General features: G+C 62.1%; 23 protein-coding genes and 1 tRNA gene. 5 read left to right on the top strand and 19 right to left on the bottom strand.

Annotated elements, in window-relative coordinates:
• Positions 1–86 precede the first annotated feature (86 nt).
• From ACNAOH_RS01225 to ACNAOH_RS01165, 13 genes are all read right to left on the bottom strand, one after another.
• Positions 87–857, bottom strand: coding sequence for an MBL fold metallo-hydrolase (locus ACNAOH_RS01225; RefSeq protein ID WP_443970972.1), 771 nt, complete (start codon positions 855–857; stop codon positions 87–89).
• A complete protein-coding gene (locus tag ACNAOH_RS01220) occupies positions 854–1,663 on the bottom strand; it encodes a TatD family hydrolase (protein ID WP_443970971.1) in 810 nt (269 codons plus the stop codon). Before ACNAOH_RS01220 ends, ACNAOH_RS01225 begins: the two co-directional genes overlap by 4 nt.
• Entirely contained in the window at positions 1,663–3,243 is a 1,581-nt protein-coding gene (metG, locus tag ACNAOH_RS01215) for a methionine--tRNA ligase (protein ID WP_443970970.1), read from the bottom strand. Before metG ends, ACNAOH_RS01220 begins: the two co-directional genes overlap by 1 nt.
• 66 nt (positions 3,244–3,309) lie before the next feature.
• Positions 3,310–4,314: a DNA polymerase III subunit delta' gene (locus tag ACNAOH_RS01210; RefSeq protein WP_443970969.1), complete on the bottom strand. Its 1,005-nt coding sequence runs from the start codon at positions 4,312–4,314 to the stop codon at positions 3,310–3,312.
• Positions 4,311–4,943 (bottom strand): dTMP kinase, encoded by a 633-nt coding sequence (tmk, locus tag ACNAOH_RS01205; RefSeq protein ID WP_443970968.1) that lies wholly within the window; start codon positions 4,941–4,943, stop codon positions 4,311–4,313. The genes ACNAOH_RS01210 and tmk overlap by 4 nt, the downstream gene beginning before the upstream one ends.
• Before the next feature lie 3 nt (positions 4,944–4,946).
• Positions 4,947–6,104: a D-alanyl-D-alanine carboxypeptidase family protein gene (locus ACNAOH_RS01200; protein ID WP_443970967.1), complete on the bottom strand. Its 1,158-nt coding sequence runs from the start codon at positions 6,102–6,104 to the stop codon at positions 4,947–4,949.
• Positions 6,105–6,252: 148 nt separating this feature from the next.
• On the bottom strand, positions 6,253–7,251 hold the full coding sequence (locus ACNAOH_RS01195; protein WP_443972013.1) for a lytic murein transglycosylase: 999 nt from the start codon (positions 7,249–7,251) through the stop codon (positions 6,253–6,255).
• 101 nt (positions 7,252–7,352) lie between these two features.
• Positions 7,353–7,439, bottom strand: a tRNA-Ser gene (locus tag ACNAOH_RS01190).
• Positions 7,440–7,524: 85 nt separating this feature from the next.
• Positions 7,525–8,301: a transglutaminase-like domain-containing protein gene (locus tag ACNAOH_RS01185; protein WP_443970966.1), complete on the bottom strand. Its 777-nt coding sequence runs from the start codon at positions 8,299–8,301 to the stop codon at positions 7,525–7,527.
• A 74-nt stretch (positions 8,302–8,375) separates the two neighbouring features.
• Positions 8,376–9,896 carry a Ppx/GppA phosphatase family protein gene (locus ACNAOH_RS01180; RefSeq protein WP_443972012.1) on the bottom strand — a complete coding sequence of 507 codons (1,521 nt, stop codon included), beginning with the start codon at positions 9,894–9,896 and terminating at the stop codon, positions 8,376–8,378.
• A gap of 15 nt (positions 9,897–9,911) precedes the next feature.
• Positions 9,912–12,053 carry an RNA degradosome polyphosphate kinase gene (locus tag ACNAOH_RS01175; protein WP_443970965.1) on the bottom strand — a complete coding sequence of 714 codons (2,142 nt, stop codon included), beginning with the start codon at positions 12,051–12,053 and terminating at the stop codon, positions 9,912–9,914.
• A gap of 74 nt (positions 12,054–12,127) precedes the next feature.
• On the bottom strand, positions 12,128–12,715 hold the full coding sequence (locus ACNAOH_RS01170; RefSeq protein ID WP_443970964.1) for a chromosomal replication initiator DnaA: 588 nt from the start codon (positions 12,713–12,715) through the stop codon (positions 12,128–12,130).
• Entirely contained in the window at positions 12,712–13,962 is a 1,251-nt protein-coding gene (locus ACNAOH_RS01165) for a heavy-metal-associated domain-containing protein (protein ID WP_443970963.1), read from the bottom strand. Before ACNAOH_RS01165 ends, ACNAOH_RS01170 begins: the two co-directional genes overlap by 4 nt.
• Before the next feature lie 58 nt (positions 13,963–14,020).
• Here ACNAOH_RS01165 and purM point away from each other — a divergent pair, with 58 nt between their 5' ends.
• Both purM and purN read left to right on the top strand, forming a co-directional pair.
• A complete protein-coding gene (gene purM, locus ACNAOH_RS01160) occupies positions 14,021–15,127 on the top strand; it encodes a phosphoribosylformylglycinamidine cyclo-ligase (protein ID WP_443970962.1) in 1,107 nt (368 codons plus the stop codon).
• Between the two features lie 21 nt (positions 15,128–15,148).
• Positions 15,149–16,111 (top strand): phosphoribosylglycinamide formyltransferase, encoded by a 963-nt coding sequence (purN, locus tag ACNAOH_RS01155; RefSeq protein WP_443970961.1) that lies wholly within the window; start codon positions 15,149–15,151, stop codon positions 16,109–16,111.
• On the opposite strand, the gene ACNAOH_RS01150 is transcribed toward purN, so the two are convergent.
• Together ACNAOH_RS01150 and hrpB are read right to left on the bottom strand one after the other, a co-directional pair.
• On the bottom strand, positions 16,108–16,386 hold the full coding sequence (locus ACNAOH_RS01150) for an NADH dehydrogenase ubiquinone Fe-S protein 4 (RefSeq protein ID WP_443970960.1): 279 nt from the start codon (positions 16,384–16,386) through the stop codon (positions 16,108–16,110). The two genes, purN and ACNAOH_RS01150, sit on opposite strands and share 4 nt — an antisense overlap.
• A gap of 66 nt (positions 16,387–16,452) precedes the next feature.
• The gene (gene hrpB, locus ACNAOH_RS01145; protein WP_443970959.1) at positions 16,453–18,915 is read right to left on the bottom strand and encodes an ATP-dependent helicase HrpB; all 2,463 of its coding nucleotides are present in this window, start codon (positions 18,913–18,915) and stop codon (positions 16,453–16,455) included.
• A gap of 30 nt (positions 18,916–18,945) precedes the next feature.
• Between hrpB and ACNAOH_RS01140 the strand changes: the two genes are divergently transcribed.
• Both ACNAOH_RS01140 and ACNAOH_RS01135 read left to right on the top strand, forming a co-directional pair.
• The gene (locus ACNAOH_RS01140; protein ID WP_443970958.1) at positions 18,946–19,719 is read left to right on the top strand and encodes a DUF72 domain-containing protein; all 774 of its coding nucleotides are present in this window, start codon (positions 18,946–18,948) and stop codon (positions 19,717–19,719) included.
• Between the two features lie 254 nt (positions 19,720–19,973).
• Complete coding sequence (locus ACNAOH_RS01135; protein ID WP_443970957.1) at positions 19,974–20,363, top strand: hypothetical protein; 390 nt, start codon at positions 19,974–19,976, stop codon at positions 20,361–20,363.
• 814 nt (positions 20,364–21,177) lie between these two features.
• Here the strand turns inward: ACNAOH_RS01135 and ACNAOH_RS01130 are convergent.
• Entirely contained in the window at positions 21,178–22,194 is a 1,017-nt protein-coding gene (locus ACNAOH_RS01130) for a polyprenyl synthetase family protein (protein WP_443970956.1), read from the bottom strand.
• A gap of 111 nt (positions 22,195–22,305) precedes the next feature.
• On the opposite strand from ACNAOH_RS01130, the gene ACNAOH_RS01125 reads away from it, so the two are divergent.
• A complete protein-coding gene (locus ACNAOH_RS01125; RefSeq protein ID WP_443970955.1) occupies positions 22,306–22,584 on the top strand; it encodes a chorismate mutase in 279 nt (92 codons plus the stop codon).
• A gap of 60 nt (positions 22,585–22,644) precedes the next feature.
• On the opposite strand, the gene ndk is transcribed toward ACNAOH_RS01125, so the two are convergent.
• The 3 genes from ndk to ACNAOH_RS01110 all read right to left on the bottom strand — a co-directional run bounded on the left by ndk (position 22,645) and on the right by ACNAOH_RS01110 (position 25,096).
• Complete coding sequence (ndk, locus tag ACNAOH_RS01120) at positions 22,645–23,067, bottom strand: nucleoside-diphosphate kinase (protein WP_443970954.1); 423 nt, start codon at positions 23,065–23,067, stop codon at positions 22,645–22,647.
• Positions 23,068–23,187: 120 nt separating this feature from the next.
• On the bottom strand, positions 23,188–23,628 hold the full coding sequence (locus ACNAOH_RS01115; protein WP_443972011.1) for a DNA polymerase III subunit chi: 441 nt from the start codon (positions 23,626–23,628) through the stop codon (positions 23,188–23,190).
• Between the two features lie 13 nt (positions 23,629–23,641).
• Positions 23,642–25,096, bottom strand: a complete 1,455-nt coding sequence (locus ACNAOH_RS01110) for a leucyl aminopeptidase (protein ID WP_443970953.1) — start codon at positions 25,094–25,096, stop codon at positions 23,642–23,644.
• Positions 25,097–25,328: the final 232 nt, after the last annotated feature.

Below are 25,328 nucleotides of genomic sequence, written 5' to 3'. Positions count from 1 at the left end.
CATCCTAATCAAAGTTCGATAATATATATTATGTTAAATCGATAGCGCCAGCAGAAGCCAAAGCACGGAACTCGTCTCCATCGCCGCTATGCCTCCACGATCATACCGTCATAGCCGGGCTCTATGCCTGCCGGCAGGCTCGAAACCAGCGTAGCATAGTCCATGGACTGATCCATATGCGTGAGGATCGTGCGCTTTGCCTGAAGACGCTTCGCCGCTGCCACCGTTAAGCCGAGATCGGCATGCGTAGGATGCGGCCGCTCCCGAAGCGCGTCGGCGATCCAGACATCGACATCGGAAAATGTTGCTATCATTTCCTCAGTTAATTCATGGAAATCAGTCGCATAGGAAATACTTCGTCCATCCAACTCGAAGCGAAAGCCGGTAGAATAGATATAGCCATGAGGCATATCGACACAGCTGATTGATATATCGCCAATGGTTAACGTATCGGGCAGCTCTCGGCCTTCGATGATGGGGCGATAACCCTCGCGACCCTCGAAACCATAAGCGAAGCGCTGGCTTAACAGCCTGAGGGTCTGTGGCCGGGCGTAGCCGGGAATTGGCGCTCCGGCACGGTGCATGAGTTGCCGCACGTCATCAATGCCATGACAATGGTCGGCGTGATCGTGCGTCCACAAGATCGCATCTATATCCGCGATGCCCGCAGCGAGGAGCTGCGCGCGCATATCCGGCGAGGTATCGACCAATATGCGGGTCGTCGGGCTTTCGATGATGATCGATACGCGGGTCCGCCGGTTGCGCGGCTCAGCCGGATCGCATTGACCCCAGTCGTTGCCAATCCTGGGCACGCCGGACGAAGTGCCGCAGCCCAGGATGATGGCGCGTAACGTCATGCGGGCGGAGCCGCCACAACACTGCTCTCACCCGGCGCGCATTTGCCGAAGAGAGTGAAGAAATTGCGTGCCGTTTGCTCACTCAGCGCTTCGACCGCCTCGCCGCGCAATCCCGCCACGAAGGCAGCCGTATCGGCAACGAACGCCGGTTCGCAGGGCTTCCCCCGGTGCGGAACAGGGGCAAGAAACGGTGAATCCGTCTCGATCAACATGCGGTCCGCGGGGACACGACGTGCGATCTCCTGAAGGCTCTGCGCGTTCTTGAACGTCACGATGCCCGAGAAGCTGATGTAAAGCCCGAGATTGAGGGCGATATCGGCAAAGGCATCGCTTGCGGTGAAGCAGTGAATGACGCCGGAATAGCCCCCCTCCTCCATCTCCTCACGCAATAGCGCGGCCGTATCCTCCTCGGCGTCACGCGTGTGCACGATGAGCGGCAATCCGGTTTCACGCGCCGCAGCGATGTGCGCGCGAAAGCTCGCCTGCTGCCGGGCGCGGTCGCTCTTGTCGTAATAATAGTCGAGACCGCTTTCCCCGATGCCGATGACGCGGGGATGCGCAGCCATCGCGACGAGCCGGGCAGTATCAATATGTGGATGTTCATCCGCATCATGGGGATGAATGCCCACCGAAGCCCAGACATCCGGCTCACGCTCAGCCACGCCGATCACGTCGCGCCACTCGCGTTCGCGGCAGGAAATGTTAAGCATCGTCGTCACGCCAGCGGCACGCGCCCGTTCAAGCGCGCCCTGCTGATCGTCCACCAACCCTTTGTAATTTAGGTGACAATGGCTGTCGACGAGCATCAGTTGCCCTCTCCCTCCGCTTCGGCAAGTTCGAGCCGGGGGAACAACGGTGTGGGCGCCGCCAAGACAAAATCGCTGGTCTGCAACGGCGAGTACCAATCTTCCACAATGCAAGCGAAGCTTCTGGCCTCGCTCGGTACGCCCATCTTATCGAGCAGGCGGGCCGCGCTACCGGGGATGACAGGGAGAATGCCGACGGCAAGCTGCGCTATGCTCGCGTATAGTGTTGCGAGCACAGCCTCCATCCGCTCAGGATCGGTCTTGCGCAAAGCCCACGGCGCCTGCGCATCGATATAGGCGTTACAGGCGAAGACCGCTTTCAGCCATATCTCTATGGCCTGATGCGGCGCCATCGCATCGAAAGCTGCGGGCATTGCTTCGGACACTGTCTGCGCCACCAGCGTGCGCAGCGTGACGTCCGCCTCATCGCCCTCTTCGCCGTAAGTCGGCAAACGGCCGCTCAGGTTCTTGGCGATGAATGAGAGCGTCCGCTGGGCGAGATTGCCGAACGCGTTGCCCAGTTCGGTATTGGCGCGCTGAACGATCGCCTCGGCGCTATAGCTACCGTCATTACCGAAATTCACCTCGGCTAGAAGAAAGTATCGCAACGCGTCGACGCCGAAACGCCCGGCCAGTTCCAACGGATCCGCAACATTGCCGAGCGACTTGGACATCTTCTCACCGCGATTGAGCACAAAGCCGTGCCCGAACACCTGATCGGGGAGGGAAATCTTCGCACTCATCAGGAAAGCTGGCCAGTAAACCGTATGAAAACGAACGATATCTTTTCCGATTATGTGACGTATATCGCTGGCGTCGGACCACCATTTGGCCATGCGCGCCGTGTCGTTCGGGTAGCCACAGCCTGTGAGATAATTGGTCAGCGCATCCACCCACACATACATGACATGACCAGGCGAATCTGGCACAGGTACGCCCCAGTCAAAGCTCGTGCGGGATACGCTCAGGTCGGACAGGCCACCTTCCACGAAGCGAAGGACTTCATTGCGGCGGCTTTCCGGCCGAATGAAATCAGGGTGGCGGGCATAAAGATCGAGCAGCGGTTGCTGATATGCGGAGAGCCGGAAGAACCAACTCTCCTCGACCGTCCATTCGACTGGTGTTCCCTGCGGAGAAAGACGTTCGCCCCCCTCCCCGTCGATCAGTTCGCTTTCATCGTAAAAGGCTTCGTCCCGGACGGAGTACCAGCCCTCATAGCGACCGAGATACAGATCGCCGTTCGCTTCCATAGCGCGCCAGATGGCTTGGCTGGCTTCATAATGTTCCGGCTCGCTGGTGCGAATGAAACGATCATGACTGATATTAAGAGACTGAACCATTTCCTTGAAGTACGACGACATTTCATCAGCGAGATCACGCGGCGTGCGCCCCCGTCCCCGCGCCGTCTGGGCCATTTTAAGGCCGTGCTCGTCTGTGCCCGTCTGAAAGAAAACGTCTCGTCCGGCAAGCCGAGCGGAACGCGCAATGGCGTCGCTGGCAATCGCCTCATAGGCATGGCCGATGTGCGGCCGCCCGTTCGGATAAGAGATAGCAGTCGTGAGAGTAAGCGGGGCAGCCATGGGAGCTTTTCATTCTCTGGAAGGATTGATCGTCTCTCTAGGCACGCGACCCCATAGCCGCAACCTTTACGACCCGGTGCGCGCTGGCTCCGCACCGACGATACCGAAGAGCGCATCGCAAATCATACGGACCACCGCGCCAGGCTCCAAATTATAAGGAACGATGGCGCCCTCCGCCAGTCTCAGCACCTCGTCGCGCGCAGCGAGTGTCGGCCCCACATGTTCGAGTGGTCCCCTCGCCGCCAACGCGGCAAGATAGTCAGGCGCGAGATCGAGAAACGCGGCAAGTCGATCCCGCGCGCTCGCGGGCCCAAGCTGTTGGATGAGGCGGGCACGCGCACGATCGCCCTCCCCGCCTCCTTTTGCGACGCTTTCCAGTGCCTCATGCAGATCAGCCAATGCGAGCCCGTGATACTCCAGCGCGCGACCCGGTGAGCCCCCGGAGGCGCGGGCCAGCACGGACCGCTCGGCCTCGGGCTGATCCGGCATCACCTGTGCCAGAACCTGCTGCATATCGCCCTGCGTGAGCGCACCGAATCGAACCATGCGGCAGCGCGAACGGATGGTCGGCAAAAGACGCCCCGGCATATGAGAGATGAGGAGGAAGACCGCGCCGGGTGGCGGCTCCTCCAGAGCTTTCAGCAGCGCGTTGGCGCCATGAGCCTCCAGATCGTCGGCCGCATCGACCAACACGACGCGCCGCGCGCTCATAGAAGGCGCCCGCTGCAGCAACCGGGCCACGCCACGAGCCTGGTCGGCCGTGATGCTGCGCGCGAGCCGTGTTTCCTCGCTCTTCTTGTCATCCTTCTCAAGCCGTTCCAGCCGCAGAAAGTCAGGATGGGTTCCACTCTCCATCAGCCGGGTCGTCTGGCTCTCCTCGGGCGTGAAACTTCCCGGAGCGACCGGCAGGGTCTGATCCGCAGCCAGCAGCCGCGCCGCGAAGTCCGTCGCGATTCCGGCCTTCCCGATCCCTTTGGGGCCAGCGAATATCCAACCATGATGTAGCCGATGGGAAGCGACGGCGTCGATCAGGTCGGCAAGCTGCGCATCGTGACCGATCCAGCGAGTCATGGCAGAAGGTCGGCAAGTGCCGCAAGGAGGCGGGACGTCACCTGCTCCGGCGATCCGCTCGCATCGACCGTGCGAACGCGTGCAGGCTCCGCTGCCGCGATCGCGGCGAAACGGTCGGATACGCCTGTGTGAAACGTCGTGTCTCTGTCCCCGATCCGATCTCCGGCGTCACCATCCCGTGCTCTGGCCCGCTCCGCCCCTTCTGCCTGATCGAATGCTAGCAGCAATGTCCGATCAGGCATGAGCCCCGCGCTGCCGACGGCGTGCAAGGAAAGGATTTCAGCATCGCTCAATTCGCCGGTGGCACTCTGATAAGCGCGACTGCTGTCGATGAAGCGATCGCAGACTATCCACTGGCCCGCAGCGACGGCGGGCAGGATGGTTCGCGCGACATGATCGCCCCTCGCCGCCGCGAACAGCAGCGCTTCAGCGCGCGTCGACCAGCGATCCCCTGCTCCGGTGAGAAGAAGGTCACGGATGGCCTCCGCGCCAGCGCTCCCGCCCGGTTCCCGCGTCTGGACCACGTCAAGACCCTGAGTGCGCAGAGCCTGCGTAAGCAGACCAGCCTGCGTCGACTTGCCAACACCCTCCCCGCCTTCCAGCGTGATGAAACGGCCCGGCGCGCGCAAGGGTCAGCCGAAGAAGGAGAGGAAGCCGTTCCACAGGCGGCCAAAAAAGCCAGCCTGCGCAACATCTTCTCCCGCGACGAGCGGCAGGGACTGGACCGCGCCGTCTCCACCAGTGACAACAAGCCGGGCGATTTCTTGGCCCTTGGCGATGGGAGCCGCGATTGGGCCATCATAGACCACGCGCGCCTTCAGCCCGTCCGCGGCAGTGAGCGGCAGCGTGACCGCCAGATCGCGCGGCGCGATGAGAGGCACCGAACGGCTCCAGCCACCCTGCACATTCGCCGTTTCTACCGCAGCGCCCTTGCGGAACAGCGGAACCGATCGCCAGGATTTGAAACCCCAGTCCATGAACCGCACGGATTCAGAGATCCGACCATTGAAGCTGTCCAACCCGGCGACGACCATCACCAGACGGCGCCCGTTCTGGATGGCGGAGCCGGTAAAGCCATAGCCCGCTTCCTCGGTGTGGCCCGTCTTCAGGCCGTCCGCGCCTGCGATCTTGCCGAGAATGGGGTTGCGATTGGCCTGACTGATGTCATCGCCTCCCATCGTCTTGCCCCACCGAAACGAGGTGGTGGCGTAGAACTGCTTGTAGAGGTCCGGCGTCTCGCTGATCGTCGCTGCGGCAAGCTTCGCCAGATCCCGAGCGGTCACGACTGTTCGCCCCTCGTCTGGCCACCCGTTGGAATTGCCGAAACGACTTCCGGTAAGGCCGAGACGCCGGGCTTCTGCGTTCATGAGATCGACGAACGACTCCTCTGTTCCGGCGATTCCTTCGGCAAGCACCACGCAAGCGTCATTGCCCGACAGCGTGACGATGCCATGCAGCAGATTTTCCACGCTCACCGGCTCATTCACGGCCAGGAACATGGTGGAGCCCTGACTATGCCATTTCTTCCAGGTTTCGGGACGCATGGTGAAAGTCTGATCGAGCTTCAGTTTACCTTGCTGGATAAGGCGAAAAGCAACATGAGCCGTCATCATCTTCGCCATGGAAGCGGGCGGCATCTGCTTCTCGCCCTGGCGGTCGTAAAGCACGCGGCCGGAGGAGAGATCGATCATGTAGGCGATCGGTGCGGACGAATCATATGCAGGAGCGGCGGCACGGGCCGCTGGCATCACAAACACCAGAGCCGCGGCGATCGACAAATATTTACGCATGGGGAATATCCGGTCAGTCAGGCTTGCGACCGAACGCAATCAGCGCCGGTCAATGATCGTCATTAGCCACCGCATTCGCCTGTGGAAACCCCCGGCATAGGGCTTTATCGCACCGCGTATACGCAGTAGCGCTCCAGCGGCCCCAAGGTCACCTCTTGACCGCGTCCGCCAGCAAGCCGACCGACAAGGCATAAAAATTCGAACAGTTATAATCCAGTATCGCCCGGTAGTTGCCGGTTAGGAGATAGGCTGTGCTGCCCTGACCATCAGGCTCAAGCAGTGTCGCCATGACGTTATCCGCCGGCCAGCCTCCAGATTGGGGAACGACCCCAAGAGCGCGCCATTCCGCGATGGTCAGCCACCGGCTGTGGCGGTCCATCACGCGCGGACAACGGGGCGCGTTCAATCGCTTGGCGATCGTGCCGCGATTGAGGCCGGCGGGAACATTGACGGTAAATCCCCAGGACTCTCCCTTTCGCCAGCCCGCATTGACGAAATAGTTCGCGATGGACGCAAGCGCATCGGCCTCGCTGGTCCATATGTCGGCGCGCCCGTCCCCATCGGCATCGCGTGCCAGCCGGAGATAGACCGAGGGCAAAAACTGGGGATAGCCGGTCGCGCCCGCATAACTGCCGACGAGTTTGTTGCGCGGAATGCCATTTTCCAGCATCTTCATGGACGCCAGCAATTCAGGTTCGAATAGCGCACGACGGCGCCCCTCATGGGCCAGCGTCGCCAGCGAACGGATCAGATCGAAATTGCCCGTAAACGCGCCATAATTGGTCTCATGGCCATAAATGGCGACCATGATCTCCTCTGGCACGCCCGTCTCTTGCTCGATGGCCGAGAGACGCGCACGGTTCAGTCCATAGGCCGTCTTGCCCCGCGAGATGCGCTGCGCATCCACATGCTGGCGACGATAGGGCTCGAACGGGGGGATAGGGCTGCCTATGCCGCCGCCGGGCTGGGCCTGATCGAGCGCGATAACGCGCGGATTGGGCGTGAGGCCCGCTATCGCGCTGCGGAATGTCGCGTCGGAGATCCCCATGGCGAGCGCCTTAGGGCGCAGGGAGGCAAGATAGGCCTGAAAGTCGCTATCCGAAGCCGTCGTCGGAATCGGTTGAACGACGGCTCCAGGCGGGCTCATCGTCTGAGCGCTCACGCCGGCAGCGCAGAACATTAGCGCCACCGATCCTGCCATCGCTACAAGGCGCTTCGTCATCGTTTGCCTCCGACAATTGCGTCCGGCGGACAGGGTGGGATTCGAACCCACGGTGAGCGTAAACCCACGGCGGTTTTCAAGACCGCTGCCTTAAACCACTCGGCCACCTGTCCTTGGTTCATGCGACTAGAGACGCCGGATGAGGGAGGCAAGGGGGAGCGTGACACAAAGCGCGAAGACGCTCGAACATCCCTTCAGTCAGGCGGGTTCTACCGAGATCTGCTGAGCGATCATCCGCCCTTCTCCAAATATGCTGAGGAACGCGACGTCCGCCGCGTCCCGACCGATACCGATCTTGGCCATGGCGCCTTCCCGCGCCATACCGGTTGCATCCACCAGGTGCCAGGTGTCGCCGAGAAACACCTCAGCTACGGCATGAAAATCAGGCGGTTCAACGCCCAGAGCATAGACGCTGGCGATGCGCGCGGGGATGTTCGCTGCCCTGACAAGCGTTATGACGAGGTGAGCATAATCGCGGCAAATACCCTGCCCGCCATGAAAGGTGTCGATCGCGGTCGTCTGCGAATGGCTGCTGCCCGGTACATAAGCGACGTTGCTTGCCACCCAGTCTCGGATGGCCGCCACGCGAGGGCCCTCCGGCAGATGGCCGAAATTGCTGAAGACGAAATCGTGAAACTGATCCGAAGGGCAGTAGCGCGAAGGCATCAGATACGGCACTGCCTCGCCCGGAAGCAGATGCGGCGGAACGCCCTGCAGAGACGCAGGATCTGCAAGAATTCGCTGGATCGCGACTTCGGCGCGATACTCGATCTGAAGCCGCCCGCCCATGCGCAGCCAGATGCGTTCGCCCACCCCATCTTGCGCGGGCACACGCGCGAAATGCTCGACCTTCGGCATATCGATGTGCGCAGAGATAACCTGCTGCTCGGGAATGGCGGCTGCCTCGATCTGCAGCAGAACATCGACAGGGGACGGAAGCTCGTAATCGAGCGTCGTATGGATAGCTAAGTTCATGCGATGCCAAACGCCGGTTTCACCAAATGGAGCCGGAGCGTCGACAATATTATTCCTGAACATGTCCACGGACGTCAGTTCGCACCCGCTTCGAGGAGAAAGCCCATGCCCATAGCCTGTCCAAGCTGGCGCAAACGGCGATCGACCGTCTCGCCAGCGAGCCCCGCATAACGCTCGCTCAGACTAAGAACGATCGTGCCGTCCCGTACAGCGAGCGATGAACCGGCAAGCGGCCCTTCCGCGCCGCCCGAAAGCCTCTGGCAAAGCCGGATGGCGAGGCCCCATTGCACAGCTCGCATCAGGAGGGGCTGTTCAGCAAGCTTCCCCAGCTGAGGCACTGATGCTGCACTTCCCCCGAAGCTGGCGTGGAGAGCCTGAGCGAGAACGGCACGCTCCTGGGCGGTCAGCCCTACCCAGTTACTGTGAAGCGCCACCTCCATGCCCCGCTCGGCCCGGAACTCCGGATTGGCGCGCCAACTGACATCCGCGAGCAGGCAGGCGGCCAAGCGGATGCGTGCCCATTGCAGCGAGTCACCGGCAAAAAGCGGTGCAATCCACCGGCCGATCTTGTCGCCATGGCCAAGGAAGCGACCCTGCGCATCCCCTTCCGTGCGCGCAGCGGCCAGGAGAGGGTCTTCCTGAGCGACATCCTCGGGGAGTGCTTCGAAAAGTAGACCTTCGCGAAGTCCGTAGGCAGAGACCACGAGACCGGACGAACCCAGACGCTTCGTAATGTGAGCAAGCACTTCGGCCGCGTCCGGCAGTGTAGGAAGACGCGTGCCGCTTAGCTGCATGGCTTTAAGCTGGGCCTTGTCCGCTCGCGCAAGCCATGCCCGAAGCCGGGCGATTCGCCCGATCGACATTTCATAGTGGTGGATGATCGGCAGCGGATAACGCGCCAGCCGCATATCGAGCCGTGCCAGGGCACGCCAGCTTCCCCCGATCATATAAAAGGGCAGCCCCCGCTCGAACATGGGCGCACCGGGCGCATCCAGCAGAGAGGCGATGCGTCGCTCAAGTGCGTCCTTATCCTCCTTCTTAACCTCCGCGATGCGAAGCACCCCAAGGGGGAGGGAAATGGCACTGCCTATTTTTCCATGTCGGACGCGCACAAGCTCCAGGCTCCCGCCGCCAAGGTCGCCCATGATCCCATCGGCGTCCGGCATACCGGAAATTAGCCCATGAGCAGATGCTCGCGCTTCTTCCTGCCCCGAAAGCAGGCGCACATGCAGACCGACCTCGGCCGCGCGATCGAGAAACTCACGTCCGTTCGCGGCGTCTCGTACCGCAGCGGTCGCCACGCAGCGGACATCCTCCACCTGCATCGCGGTACAAAGCTGGGCGAATCGCTCGAGAGCAGCGATGCCGCGCTCCATCGCGCGAGATTCCAGCCGACCACTCTTGTCCAGCGTGGCACCAAGCCCCGCCATCACCTTTTCGTTGAAAAGGACGAAAGGCATCCGGCGCGGACCATCATAAACGACCAGACGAATGCTGTTGGAACCGATATCGACGATGGCGCTGCGCCGCGTCTCGATTACATCGCCCGTCAGATCACCCCTCAGGCGTGGCTTCAGGCGGTCAAGAAGCGACATGTCGGTCATTGCGGATCAGCGCCTGCGCTGAAGAGACAATTTGGGAACAGCATCGCTGTTGCGCAATGCGGCGCCCCTGCCGGACAATGACGGGTTCGTCATGAAATAGGTGTGGAGATTGAATGGCTTCTCACCTGTTTCGAATCGTCGATAGGTGCCGTCGCTATCGAGCGCCCAGCTTTGCTCATTGTCGAGCAGATTGGCAACCAGCACCTGATCGAGCACCTGGTCATGAACAGTGGGGTTCTCGATCGGCAACATATACTCGACCCTGCGATCAAAGTTCCGCGGCATCCAGTCCGCCGAACTGATGAAGACCCGGGCACCGTTGTTTGGGAGCGCCTTGCCATTGCCGAACGCCCAGATGCGGCTGTGCTCCAGAAAGCGGCCCACGACCGATTTCACTCGGATATTCTCCGACATGCCGGGCACGCCGGGCCGCAGGCAGCAGATGCCCCGCACGATGAGATCGATCTCTACGCCCGCGTTGCTCGCCTCGTAGAGCTTCTCGATGATGGCGGGATCGACCAGACTGTTCATCTTCGCCCAGAGCTGCGCCGTGCGGCCGGCGCGTGTATGAGCAATCTCCGCATCGACCAGGTCTACGAGACGCTGACGGAGCGTGAGTGGCGACATGGCGAGCAGTTCCATCGCCTTGGGCTCGACATATCCGGTAATGTAATTGAACACAGCCGCAGCGTCCCGCCCAGCGCGTGGGTCAGCGGTGAAGAAGCTCAGATCAGTGTAAATCCGTGCGGTGACGGGGTGGTAATTTCCCGTGCCGAAATGGCAATAGGTGCGGAACTCCGTCCCTTCTCGCCTGACGACCATCGAAATCTTCGCGTGTGTCTTCCAGTCCACGAACCCATAAACCACCTGGACCCCTGCCCGCTCCAGCGCGCTGGCCCAAAGAAGGTTTTGCTCCTCGTCGAACCGGGCCTTGAGCTCGACGACAGCAGTCACCGACTTGCCAGCCTCAGCTGCATCGATGAGAGCGCGGATGACCGCCGACTGCTTGCCTGCACGATAGAGCGTCTGCTTGATCGCGACCACGTCGGGATCGCTCGCTGCCTGTTTCAGGAAGGCGACCACCACGTCGAAAGCTTCATAGGGGTGGTGGACGACGATGTCCTTGGCGCGAATCGCTGCGAAGCAGTCCCCGCCATATTCACGGATGCGTTCGGGAAAACGGGGCGCGAACGCCGTGAACTTGAGGTCCGGACGATCTTCATCGACCAGTGCGTCGAGATCGCCAATGCCCACAAAGCCATCAATATCGACGCTCATCGCCTCGTGGCCTTGAGTCATTGCCTGAAGGAGCTCTTCCATCGCCGGGGCGTGGCCGCTCTCATTCTCCAACCGGATAATTCGACCGCGCCGCCGCTCCTTGATCGCGCTCCGGTAATAACGGACCAGATCCTCAGCTTCCTCCTCAAGCTCGATGTCGCTGTCTCTCAGGATGCGGAAGAGAACCGATTCCTTAACGGCAAAACCGGGGAAAAGGAGGTTCGAATAGCGGCGTATCTCGGTCTCGAGCGCCATGTAGCGCGCATTGTCGCCCGGCAGGCGGACGAAACGGGGCACAGTTCCCGGCAGAATGACGAGCTCCTGCACCGGCTCCTTGTCCGTTTCCCGCACGATACCGAAAAACAGACTGAGTCCCTTGTTGGGGATGAATGGGAAAGGATGTGCCGGATCAAGCGCCTGAGGCGTCAGGATAGGGAATACCTGTGAGAGGAAATGGCTACGCAGCCACAGTTCGTCTTCTTCCGGCAGCGGGTCGTGCTCGCTGATCACGGTAACGCCGTTCCCGCGCAACTGACGGTCCAGCTCCAGCCAGACAGCCTGCTGGCCAGCCATCAGCGCATCAGCATGCTCGCCGATCGCCGCGAGCTGCTGCGCTGGCGTCAGCCCATCGACCGAGCGAAGATCGACGTCCTGGAGCTGCTGACCCTTTAGTCCGGCGACGCGGACCATGAAAAACTCGTCGAGATTATTGCCGGAAATGGAAAGAAAACGCAGGCGCTCCAGCAGAGGATGCGCTGGATTGCTGGCTTCCTCCAGAACGCGCTGGTTGAAGTTGAGCCAGGAAAGCTCCCGATTGAAGTAGCGCGGGCCGGAAGCCTTGATGGACTGGATTGGATCGGCTTCGGCCACGCTTTCATCTCCTTCGCGGCGCTCCGCGCCCAACACATTGCCTGTCCATCTGGCTGTCCCTTTCAGGACGGGATTCAGAGTCCCAGCAATTCGCCCGCGAGTGCCACCGAAATCTTGCAGTTTCGCGAAAGGGCCGCCGCGTTAAGGGACGTGACGATCGCATCGACAGCGGTATAGCATCTCTCTACCCGCCTTGCGACGTAGCCTGGCACGTCTGGGGCGAAGGCGGCGCCCAGCAAACCAAGATCATGCGCGACAAGATCCGCGATCAACACCTCGTCAGGTGGTTGGATGCGCGCAATCGCAGCGGTCGCGAGCCGAGTCCGCAGATCGGGGAGCGCCTGAGACCAGACCGGCGGCGCATGCTCCGCGATAAGGAGCACGGGTCGCCCAGTATTTTGGCCTTCATTCCATGCATGGAAGAGCCTCTCCTCGCTTTCGCTATCGGCGTCGTCGATCACCTCGGCGCCACTCTCAGCAGCGAAAAGCCTGCCGAGGATCGAGCGAGCGGACTTACGTGGGCCCACCAGTAGCGCCGCCGGGCCGGGCCAGCGCTGCCAATCCCGCAGAAGCGCCACGGCATCGGCATTGGCGTCGCAGAGCAGCAGCCTCTCGCCCTCCCCGCGCCGCTGCCAGTCGATTGGCAGGGCAAGCTGGGTCATGGCGTGGCGGGAGCCGGGGAACCGGCTGGTGCCGGTGCGCGTCGGGTGATCCGCAGCGTCGTACCCGCGACGCTGACGGCATATCCGCGCGCCTCAAGAGCTAAGCGAAGTTGATCGAGCGGCCCGGCAAAGCCCACTTGCATTACAGACACGCCACCCAAGGCGAGACTTGTGGTGGCTACGGAACGGACCCCGCCGATCGCGCGCAGGGCCGATTCGCCCTGAGACACAGATGCCGCAGTGGGTGTGTCGAACTGAACGGTGTAGCTAGTTACGCCCGCAACGATGCCGTCATCGGCAGGCAATATCCCGTCGAGACCGTCCAGCTCGGACAGGTTGCCCAAAGTATCGGGATCGACTGGCTCTTCGATGACCAGCGACGGATCGGGCCGGAGTTGGCCGCTCATCAGAGCCTGCGTGTAGAGTTCGTCCATCTTCTTGACGGCCGCCGCCATCATTTGGGGGATATCCGCCGACTTCTCGACGCGCAGGGTGAAGCTACCGATATAATGGCTGTCCGGCCCATAGCGTGCGGCAAAACGGCCGATGACTGGCCCGCCGGGATAAGTGCGCTCCAGTCGCGCGAGAGGAGTTATCACGTCCGCTGCGCCATATTGGTCAAGCAGGGTGCGCCACCAGTTGCGCCCACGCCTGCGGGTCTGCGCCGCATTGAGGAGCACCGGGTCTGCCCGGTCCCCTGCGGTTCGAACATAGTCAATGGCACTGTCCGCCGTACGGAAAAGCGCCCATGCTTTCTGCCACTCTGTCGTCGTCTCGAATGTGGTCGATACACCGCCTTCGGTCAGCACGGGGATGACGAGCAGCGGTGGCGAACGCATCACCTGACCGCTGACGCCCATGATCTGCCCGGCTCGTGCGCGATCGAAAAAGACCGCCAGTGTCGCGATGTAGCGATTGGGACCGATCTCTTCGCGCTGCACTTCTATTCCGGACACAATGCTGTCCAGAACGCTGTCCGGCAGCGTGCCGCCGCTCCCGTTCGTGCGCTGGGCGAGCGAGCGCCAGCCCAGTCGCTGCGCCAGCTTCCAGCCCATCTCTCGCGCGGCCTCGGGATTCGGACCATAAACGTCGACCTTGACGTCCCGCACCTCAAAGTCGCCGCTCGACGCAATGGGCGCGATGCCTCTCTCGCCTTCGATCTGGGCAATCAGCATTGCTCCCAGCAGCGCCGCAAGGAGCGCGAAGGCTATGTGAATGGGCCTGATCGTGGGCAGAGTCAGCGTCACGGCGCTCTTTTGGCGGCATTGCTCTGGAAAACCAAGAACGATTTGGTAAGGGCAGACCATGGACCCCAAGCACAACGAACCCGCCGGCTACACTTATGCGCAGGCTGGCGTGGATATCGCCGCCGGCAACGCGCTCGTAAGAGCGATCGCCCCCCTCGCCAAATCCACCCGGAGGCCCGGCGCAAATGCCGATCTCGGCGGGTTTGGAGGCTTCTTCGATCTCAAGGCCGCAGGATTTCGCGATCCGCTCCTCGTGGCGGCCAATGACGGGGTAGGCACTAAGCTCAAGCTTGCGATCGACAGTGGCAAGCATGACACGGTCGGCATCGATCTCGTCGCCATGTGCGCTAACGATCTTATCGTGCAGGGGGCGGAGCCGCTCTTCTTCCTCGACTATTTCGCCACCGGGAAGCTGGAGACAGGCGTGGCGGAGCGCGTGATCGCTGGGATCGCGGAGGGATGCAGGCAGGCGGGATGCGCTCTCATTGGTGGCGAGACTGCCGAAATGCCGGGCATGTACGCCGATGGCGACTATGATCTCGCAGGTTTTTGCGTCGGCGCGGTCGAGCGCGACGAAGTGCTGACGGCGGACAAGGTCGCTGAGGGCGATGTGTTGCTGGGCCTTGCCTCCTCGGGCGTACACTCCAATGGCTATTCGCTGGTCCGCAGGCTGGCGCAGGACAAGGGCTGGAAGCTCGATCGTCCGGCCCTGTTCGACAATGAAGTGCTGCTTATCGATGCACTGATGGCACCGACGCGCATTTACGTGAAGCCCCTGATGTCACTGGTGCGCCGTGGTCTCGTTCATGCGATGGCGCACATCACAGGCGGCGGACTCCTGGAGAACGTGCCCCGCGTGCTCCCCGATGGCCTGCACGCGGTGATCGATGTCGATCTGTGGGAGCAGCCACGCCTTATGGCCTTCCTTCAGGCTCAGGGAAACATCGAGCCCGGCGAAATGGCGAGGACGTTCAATTGCGGGATCGGCATGGTCATGGCCGTTGCTCCAGAAGACGTCGAGGAAGCCACTTCCATGCTGGCAGGCAGCGGCGAGACGGTTCACCGCATAGGCACCATAGAGGCTGGCCCGAAAGGCTGCACCGTGCGCGGATCAGCCGAGGCATGGAGCGCGCGGGGCGCGTGGAAAGTCACGCACAACGCCTGACGTTGGATGAGTAGGATCGTCATGGCCAAAGCAAAAGTCGCCGTCATGCTCTCCGGCACGGGGACGACAATGACGTCTCTGCTCTATGCCTCTCGATTGCCCGACTGCCCCTATGAAATCGTTCTGGTGGCCTCCAACATTCCCGAGGCAAAGGGACTGATTGTCGCGGAGGCAGAAGGAGTCCCGACCTTCGCGCATAGCCACAAGGGCATGAGCCGCGAAGCGCATGAGGCGATCATGCAGGCGGCGCTGTTAGATTCCGGCGCGGATTACGTCGCGCTCTGCGGCTATATGCGTATCTTGACCGCGGACTTCGTGTCCCACTGGGCGGGACGGATGCTCAATACCCACCCCTCCCTTCTGCCAAAATATACCGGCCTCCATACCCATCAGCGGGCGATCGACGCAGGGGACTCACATGGCGGCTGCACCGTTCATCTGGTAACCGCCGATCTCGATGAGGGGCCGGTACTGGGGCAAGTTCCTGTGGCGATCATGCCCGGTGATACTGCGGAGACGCTCTCGCAACGGGTGCTTTACGCGGAGTATCAGCTCTACTCCCGAGCACTCGCCGATTATGTGACGCGGGAAATGGACCCGGACTGGCTTATCGCAAAAGTCGGCGAGCTTGCTCTTGCCCTGCCGGAAACGGACGGCCGCACTTCGCATGGGGCGCCGGGCTGGCGCGTGGGCGGGGAGAAATCAGGCAAATTCTTCGCTTATGTAAGCATGCGTCACCATGGCGAGGACGCGATAGCGCTACTGGTCAAAACGTCGGGTCCAGACGAGATGAGCGCGCTCATCGAAGAGGAACCGGACAGCTACTATCGTCCTGCCTATTATGGCGCGTCAGGCTGGATAGCGCTGAGGCTGGATCGCCCCGGAGTCGACTGGGACCATGTCGCGCAATGGTTGAGCCGCAGCTGGCGGGCAGTGGCGCCCCGGCGGCTCACCAAAATGATGGACGCGATCGACGCCTTTTAACGGAAATTGTCGGCGTAGGCCTGAAGCTTGAGCGTTTTCGGCGGCGTGGGCACTACATTATACGCAATGCCGTTTCGCTCGGCATAGGCACGGGCAGCTGCCTCGCTCGGAAAACCGAGTTTGATCTGCTCGAGCGTATCCCCCGAACCAGCCCAACCGGTGAGCGGATCGGGCGTCTTGGCTTCCGCAGGCACAAATTCCAGCATCCAGGTGCCGGTCCGGGCCTTGCCGGACTGCAAGGCGTTCTTGGGAATCTGGAAGATGCGGGCAGCCATGATCGATCCTCTATGAGCTCGCCGCTCCCGTCGCCCAACGGCCGGCTGCTGTCAAGATTTGGCCGATCACGATCTGATGCGGGCGTCCGCCTTCTTGGTACGAAGCGTAGGGTCAGCGGAAGCGGGATCGTCCGGCCAAGGATGCCGAGGATAACGTCCCCGCATTTCCTTCGCCACGTCCCTCCAGCTTCCCGCCCAGAAAGCCGGTAGGTCTCGCGTCGTCTGAATAGGCCGCCCGGCAGGTGAAGTGAGCGACAGGACAAGCGGAATGCGTTCGCTGCCGACGACGGGATGCGCGGCAAGGCCGAACAGCGCCTGGACACGCAGCTCGACAGTCGGCCCGGCGGGCGCCGCATAATCAATGGCATGCGTGCTTCCGGCGGGACTGGTGAAAGACACGGGCGCGAGGCGCTCGATACGGCGCGAAGCCTCGTGGCCCAGCAGACCCAGCAGATAGCCATGTAGCGCATCAAGCGCGATCTGTGTGAGCCGACGCGCGCCAGCAGGGAGCGTCGCTTCGAGCAAGTCCGGGAGGGCGCCCTGCAACGCCTCGTCGCCGATCGCGGCTTCTCCGGCAAAGGTAGCTCGCGTGCGCAACGCGCGAGACGCGCTGCTCCAGGGCAGAAGATCCAGCCCGCGCGCACCAACCGCATCGGCAAGTGCGGCAATCACGTCCGCGCGATCAGGCGCGTCGTCCGGACCGCGAGCGAGGACGATGGCGCCGATCCGCCGCTCACGCACGGCCTCGACTCCGGCGATGTCATCGCGCCAGCGCAGCGTGGTGCGCATCTCGATCCGATCGGCCGCAAGGGCCAGCGCAGTTTGCTCGTCGAGGGCGACAGCGGAGAGGATGCGTGCGCCCGATGCGGCGCCCTGAATGTCGGCCACGGCGAGCCACTGCGCACCCGCAAGGCTGCTGGCGGGATCGAGCCGGAAGGCGCGGCCGCCCGCGCTGATCCAGTCCTCTCCGCGCGAATCGCGGCGGCGGGCGAGCCGGTCAGGGAAGGCTGCGAGGAGGCAACGGGCGACGTCGGCCTCATCCGCCGGAGGTGGGGAGGATCGCTTAGCAACAACAAGAGCGGCCCATCTTTCAGCCAACTGAAACGCGGATTTGGATCTCGGGCCGGAATCCTTCAGCCAGCGATCATAGCGCCGCGCAAGGTCGCCATCGGTTCCGCCGAGCCCGCGCTCGGTGAGCAGCACCGCGAGCCGGGCCGCGAGCGACGCGAGACCCAGCGGCGCCATCGCGATGAGCATGTGCGCGAGGCGTGGCTCCAGCGGCAGCGCGGAGACGGCCTTGCCATGAGCCGTGATCTTTCCCGCCTCATCCAACGAGCCGATGCGCGACAGGCGACTGCGCGCCTCGGCCACGGCGGCGGCAGGCGGCGGGTCGAGCCATGGCAGTGCCGCAGGATCGGGCACACCCCACAAGGCACAATCGAGCACCAGCCCCGTCAGATCGCTCTCCAGTATCTCGGGCGGATCGAACGGCGGAAGGCCGCTGGTAGCTGCCGCTTCCCACAGCCGATAGGCGACGCCCGGCCCCTGCCGCCCTGCCCGCCCCGCGCGCTGGACGACGGCGGCCTGACTCGCCCGCTCCGTCACCAGCCGGGTGACACCGGCGGCGTGATCGTGCCGGGGACGACGCGCCAGCCCCGAATCGACGACGATGCGCACGCCATCAATGGTGAGGCTCGTCTCCGCGATGCTGGTGGCCAGGATGACCTTGCGACGCCCGGCCTGCGCAGGCTTCAGTGCCGCGCGCTGGGCAGCGGGATCGAGCGCGCCATGAAGCGGCAGCACATCGACGCTCCCGCCAAGCCCCGCCAGCCGATCGAGCGTGCGCGTGATCTCGCCCACACCGGGCAGGAAGGCCAGCAGATCGCCCGCCCCCTCCTCGGCCAGCGCGCGCCGTATCGCGCCGGCCATTGCATCCTCGATGCGGGTCTCCACCGCGCGGCCGACGTGCCGCAGATCGACGGGATGGCTGCGCCCTTCGCTCTCCACCACCGGGCAGTTGCCCATCAGGCGGGAAAAGCGTGCGCCATCCAGCGTGGCGGACATGGCGAGCAGGCGGATGTCCTCGCGCAGGCCGCCCTGCGCATCCAGCGCCAGCGCGAGGCCGAAGTCCCCTTCCAGACTGCGCTCATGCACTTCATCGAAGAGGACGGCGGAGACGCCCTCCAGCGCCGGATCCTCCTGTATGCGGCGGCGGAAGATGCCCTCCGTCATCACCAGCACGCGAGTCGCGGCCGAGACGCGGCTGTCCAGCCGGGTCGCATAGCCAATGAGGCCGCCGGGCTTGTCCCCGGCCAGCTCCGCCATGCGCTCGGCAGCGGCGCGGGCGGCAAGCCGGCGGGGCGAGAGCAGAAACACCTGACCGGTACACCATGGCTCGGCCAGCAGCGCCGGGGCGACGCAGGTGGTCTTGCCCGCGCCCGGCGGGGCGACCAGCACGGCATTGGCCCCTTGCCTCAGCGCGGCAAGCAGGTCAGGCAGGACGGTATATATGGGCAGCGGCGCACTCATGCCCTGCCCCATAGAACAGGAGACCGCGATATGGCAGGGACGATCCGCATCGGCATCGGCGGCTGGACCTTCGAGCCATGGCGCGGCGTCTTCTACCCCGAAGGGCTGGCGCAGAAGAAGGAGCTGAGCTTCGCGGCCGAAGCCCTCTCCTCGATCGAGATCAACGGTACCTTCTACTCCACCTTCAAGGCCGACAGTTGGCGTAAGTGGCGGGAGGAGACGCCGGACGACTTCGTCTTCTCCGTGAAGGCCAGCCGCTACTGCACCAACCGGCGGGAACTGGCCGGCATGAGCGACTCGATGGCCAAGTTTCTGGGGCAAGGGCTGAGCGAACTCGGGAGCAAGCTCGGCCCCATCAATTGGCAGTTCGCGGGCACCAAGCAGTTCGACGCGGCTGATTTCGAGGCGTTCCTAAAGCTGCTGCCCAAGGAGCAGGACGGCGTGCCGCTGCGCCACGCGCTGGAAGTGCGGCACGAAAGCTTCGACTGCCCGGCCTTCTTCGACCTCGCCCGTGCCTATGGCTGCGCGATCGTGCTGGCGGAGGGCGACGAGGACGGCGAAGTGGAAGGCAAGAGCTGGCCGCGCATCGACGAGGCTACGGCGGACTTCTGTTATCTAAGGCTCATCGGCACGCGGGAGTACGAGCCGGTGGGGTTCACGCAAGCCGAACTGGACGGGATTGCCTCGGATTTGCGTGCGCGGGCGACGCGTGGCGATGTCTTCGCTTATGTGATTTCCGGCGCAAAGGTGCGCAATCCCGCAGCCGCGATGGCGCTGATCGAGAGGGTCGGTGGTGAGGGCTGAGTGTGAGTACGAGGGGCCATGCGGCGCGAAAGGTTCTAAAGGTTACACCTCTAGGAGCAAAAAAATCCGGTGCACTGATAGACGGCTGGCGATGAGAAAGAGCGCGCGGCGATGGGGCTGCGCGATGGGTGTGGCATAGTGCGGGAGGTGTAGGACAGGGGCTATAGCTTGCCCGACCCCTGTACAGACTGACCTTTCGACGCAGATAATAAAATAATTATGTGAATGATCGTCGAGATAAGGAATGTCGAAACATGGTAGACAATAAATCCGGCTCTAAACTTGCTCTAGCTGTTAAAATGAGTGGTACAAATCGGAGAATAATTACAGCAAAATCGTTAGGCGATCGGGGAGCAATTTTTATTCCAATTCGATCCATAAATATGGAAAAATTCGACAGAAATATTAATATTAATGATGAACACGTAACGTGTTGGATAAATAATGAAAGTGGAAAATTCCATTTACATCACACCTATAATACTACATATTCTCAGGTAAAAAAGATCGACTATTCGTTATTATCGGACAGCTCATCGGGAGAATTTGCAATACCATTATTTACAATTTCAATGACTAGTACGCATCTAAAAAATGAAGATAAAGTAAAGTACACAAAATACGATGTGTCTTTTCTACAGTAATTTGATGAAAATAAATGCACTCTTATAGTAACATATTGCGTTGCTATAAAATCGAAAAAATTTCCAGATATGACAAGTTATGGAATTTCGCTATTTTTAATGGATTTAGACAACGATCTACAGATAGGAGTATATTACACGTATTTATCTGTACCAACTCATATCAGAGGAAGCGTAACGCATCTAGCGACCTCTATGGAACGTATAAATGGAGGCGAAACTGTCCAATTAAGAGCACCTCCAATACTGAGCTCATTTTCCACAATTGAGGATTTTGTATTATTGCAGATGGGATCTGTTATCGACAGACAGATCGCTACCCTGATTCTCGACATGAGAACGGCAGGAATCGATTTTGTACCAGAACCAAATCCACCAATTAACACTATAAAACCGCTGTCAGTTCTCGAGGCGATAGGAGTTCGTCGTTTCGGGACCATTTCAGGAGCACGAGAATTCAGAACAAATTAAGCCCGCAGAAATCACTTAATAAGTCTTGCTCCATGACCTACCTTCTCGCTGGACGTGAACGCTATTGGCATATTTGCCGATTGCATGGCAGCTTTTTACCATTCGGATTCTAGAGGCGTCATTCCTCGTTGGCGAAGGGGCCGCTTTCTCACTGAACGCAAATGCTTAAGCCTGACGACGAATACAAACCGATGGCAGGGCAATGTTCGATGAGGGCGGCAAGGATATCCATCCTTACGGGTAAAACTCTCCATTGACGCAGATCGTGAAGGATTATCGCTCGGTAACTAAACGGTTCCAGGCGCCTCACCGATTTTCAGCGCGGCGGGAAACGGCGTTCGCCTCAATACGCCCGTGCAATCGCGAACTCGACCGCCTCGGTCAGCGCGGAGCGGGCCGCGCCGTTACCGAACATGCCGATCGCGTCGATGGCGCGCTGGCCATAGTGCCGGGCGCGGGCAAGCGTATCGTCGATGGCACGGGTCTCACGCAGCAGTTCGCGGGCGTGTGCGAGATCCGCGTCGCTTTTGCGCAGGCCGCTCATCGCGTCCTTCCAGAAGCGGCGATCCTCCACTGATCCGCGCGCATGGGCAAGAATGACGGGGAGCGTCACCTTGCCGTCGCGGAAGTCGTCGCCCGTGTCCTTGCCCATCGTCTCGCCGTCCGAGACATAGTCGATGGCGTCATCGACAAGCTGGAAGGCAATGCCGAGATTGCGCCCGTAGCTATCGAGCGCGAGTTCCGTCGCCTCGTCGCGCTCGGCCACCACGGCGGCAATGCGGCAAGCAGCGGCGAAGAGCGCGGCGGTCTTGGCGCCGATGATGTCGAGATACTGGTCCTCGTCCGTCTCCACGCGGCGCTGAGTGGTGAGCTGATTCACCTCACCCTCCGCGATGATCGCCGAGGCACTGGAAAGGATCTTGAGCACCTTGAGGCTGCCATCCTCCACCATCAGCTCGAACGACCGGCTGAAGAGGAAATCGCCGACCAGCACGCTGGCATTGTTGCCCCAGATGAGATTGGCGGTCTGCTTGCCCCGGCGCATGCCGCTGCCGTCCACGACATCGTCATGCAGCAGCGTGGCGGTGTGGATGAACTCCACGGCGGCGGCGAGGCGATGATGCCGGGTGCCCGCATAATCGAGCAGGCGCGCGCAGGCGAGCGTGAGCATTGGCCGCATTCGCTTGCCGCCGCCCGCAATCAGGTGCCCGGCAAGCTCGGGAATAAGCGGGATTCGCGACTGCATCCGCGCGAGGATGACGGCGTTCACCGCGTTCATGTCCTGCGCGACGAGCTGCATCATCGGCTCAAGCGAGGGGACGGACGCCTTGGCATCCAGACGGTGGACTGTCGCGCTCATGATCCCAAGTCTCTGGCAAGCAAGCAACGGATTGGCAAGCAAATCCGCTTGCGTTGCGGCGGTGCGCCCGCAATGAGCATGCGAGCCGATTGACATGAACGGAGCAGACGGGTGGACGAAACGCTGCAGCGATACAGAGAGAGCATCGACAATATCGACGCGGCGCTGGTCTTCATGCTCGCGGAGCGGTTCAAGATCACGCAGGCGGTGGGCGAGCACAAGGCGAAGTCCGCCCTGCCCCCGGCCGACCCCGGCCGCGAAGAGCGCCAGATCACCCGGCTGCGGCAGCTGGCGGTGGACGCGAAGCTGGACCCGGACTTCACCGAGAAGTTCCTGCGCTTCATCATCGATGAGGTGATCCGCCACCACGAGCGGCTGCGAGGCGCGTAAACAAAAAGGCCGCCCGGTCGCCCGGACGGCCCTTTTACTATTTCAGCGTGGCGCCGAAGCTCAGCCGACCAGCTCTTCCGGCTTGAAGAAATAGGCGATCTCGATCGCGGCATTCTCTTCGCTGTCCGAACCATGGACGCTGTTCGCCTCGATCGACTCGGCATAGGTCTTGCGGATCGTGCCCTCGGCAGCATCACTGGGGTTGGTCGCGCCCATCACGTCACGGTTGCGCTTCACGGCGTCCTCGCCCTCGAGAACCTGCACGACCACCGGGCCGGAGATCATGAAGCTGACCAGCTCGCCGAAGAAGGGGCGCTCCTTGTGGACGGCATAGAAACCCTCGGCCTGGTCCTGCGTCATCTGGATGCGCTTGGAGGCGACGACGCGCAGGCCGGCATCTTCCAGCATCTTGGTGACGGCGCCAGTGAGGTTGCGGCGCGTGGCGTCCGGCTTGATGATCGAGAAAGTGCGGGTCACCGCCATGGGAAAGCTCCGATGCTAGAGGATGAGGCCGGCGACTGGCCGGAATTGGCGCGCCTCTAGCGGCGAAGCGCCACGGGATCAAGGGTGCGCGGCGCAAACCACCGGGAGCGCCCGGCCGCGTCACGGCCCCTGACGCCAGCGGCCGCCCTCCTGTTTCCAGAACCGCACGGTTAGGCCATCGGTCTTGTTGAGGGCGACCCACGCCGAACGGGCGCCCTCGATCGTCGTCTCGTCGAAGAAATAGAAGGCGCGATCGAAGCCCAGAGCATCCTCTCGCCACAGCCCGTCCGCCAGTGCGATAAATCGGGCGCCGTTGGGAGCAGCCATGCCTTCCGAAAACAGGATGGGCTGGACCTCGGGCAGCGGCTGATCGTCGAAATCATGCGCCAGATAGCTCTCCGCCCCGGCGTCCCAAAGCGCGTTGGACACGGCCTGCAGCCGACTCCGCTCCGCGCCCACGACCAGCAGGCGACCGCCATCCTTCACGATCCGCGCGGCGATGGCCGGAATGGCCCGCTCCACCGGATCGCGCGTCAGGTGATAGAAGTCGACCTGCGTCATGCCCAAGCGGGGATCACGCCTGCTCGTGATGGTCGCGGACGAACCTGTCGAGCAGGCGCACGCCATAGCCGGTCGCGCCCTTGTCCCATGTTGCGCCGGGCTTGTCCGCCCAGACCATGCCGGCAATGTCGAGATGCGCCCATTTGACGCCATCCTTGACGAAGCGCTTGATGAACTGCGCCGCCGTGATCGACCCGGCATAGCGCGGCCCGATATTCTTCACGTCCGCAATGGGGCTGTCGAGCAGCTTGTCATAGGCATCCGAAAGCGGGAAGCGCCACAGCTTCTCGCCGGTTTCGACGCCAGCCTTGAGCAGATCGTCGGCAAGCGCATCGTCATTGGAGAAGATGCCGGCATGTTCGTGGCCCAGCGAGACGATCATCGCGCCCGTGAGCGTGGCGAGATCGACAAGGGTTGCGGGTTTGAACGTCTCCTGTGTCCACCAGACGGCGTCGCAGAGCACCAGCCGCCCTTCCGCGTCGGTATTGAGCACCTCGACGGTCTGGCCCGACATGGTGGTGACGACATCGCCCGGACGCATCGCGCCGCCGTCCGGCATATTCTCGACAAGGCCGCAAATACCCACGACGTGCGCCTTTGCCTTGCGCAGGGCTAGCGCCTTCATAGTGCCAGCAACAGCGCCCGCGCCGCCCATATCCCACTTCATGTCTTCCATGCCGGCCGCAGGCTTGATCGAAATGCCGCCGGTGTCGAAAGTGACGCCCTTGCCGACGAAGGCGAGCGGAGTCTCCTGCGCGCCGCCGGTACCGTCCCAGCGCATCGCCAGAAGGCGCGGCTTGCGAACCGAGCCCTGCGCAACGCCGAGAAGAGCGCCCATGCCGAGCTTCGTCATCTCCGCTTCGTCCAGCACAGTGATTTCTATACCCAGATCGGTCAGAGGGCGGCAGCGCTCCACGAATGTCTCAGGATAGAGGATATTGGCAGGTTCAGCGACAAGCTCGCGGGTGAAGGCAATGCCCTGCGCCAACGCCTCTTCCTTCGCCCAGGCCTCGGCGGCCCCTTCGGCGGCGCTGACGATCACCAGTTCGGCGAGGGTGGGCTTCTGCGCTTCCGGGAGCTTGGTGCGATAGGTGTCGATCCGCCATGCGCGCAGTTGCGCGCCAAGCGCGAAGGCCGCAAGAGCATCGGCCGCGAGATCAAGCCCTTCCACTTCCGCCGTGGTTACGCCCGAGGTCTGCAAACGCGCCGTCACCGCGCCGCCGGCCTTCTCCAGATCGGCAGTGGCGCCGCCGCCAATCCCGGCGAGGATGACCCGCACGACCGCGCCGTCCTCTTCTACGAACGTCTCGAACAGCGAGCCGGCATCGCCCTTGAACCGGGCAGCGGCGGCCCCTTCCCTCACCAGCGACGCAGCCGCGAGCGGTGGCGCAACCCCGCCGTCTTTCGCAACGAGGAACACGAGCGCCTGCGCATCGTTGGGGCGGCTGGAACTCACGGTAATGCGCATCGGGGGGAGGCTCCTGTGTCGAAAATGAACATGCGGACGAGCCGCATTTGCACACCAGATAGCGATCGGAACAGCGAGATGCCATGCTTAGGCACGCAAACGTGCAAATGATGCTGTTGAGCCTAACGGATTCTCAAGGCCGTTGCCCTAGCCCTTTTGCAGTGCAATAGGCTGTCGCGCCGTATCGTGGGTGACGCCCCCGATCCGTCAGGGAGAACGACCCACGTGGCAT

Origin of the sequence: Sphingobium sp. CR28 (assembly GCF_052327305.1) — a bacterium.
Taxonomy (GTDB): Bacteria; Pseudomonadota; Alphaproteobacteria; order Sphingomonadales; family Sphingomonadaceae; genus Sphingobium.
Note: the sequence above shows the minus strand (reverse complement) of the source record. Positions and strands in the feature narration are given on the sequence as shown.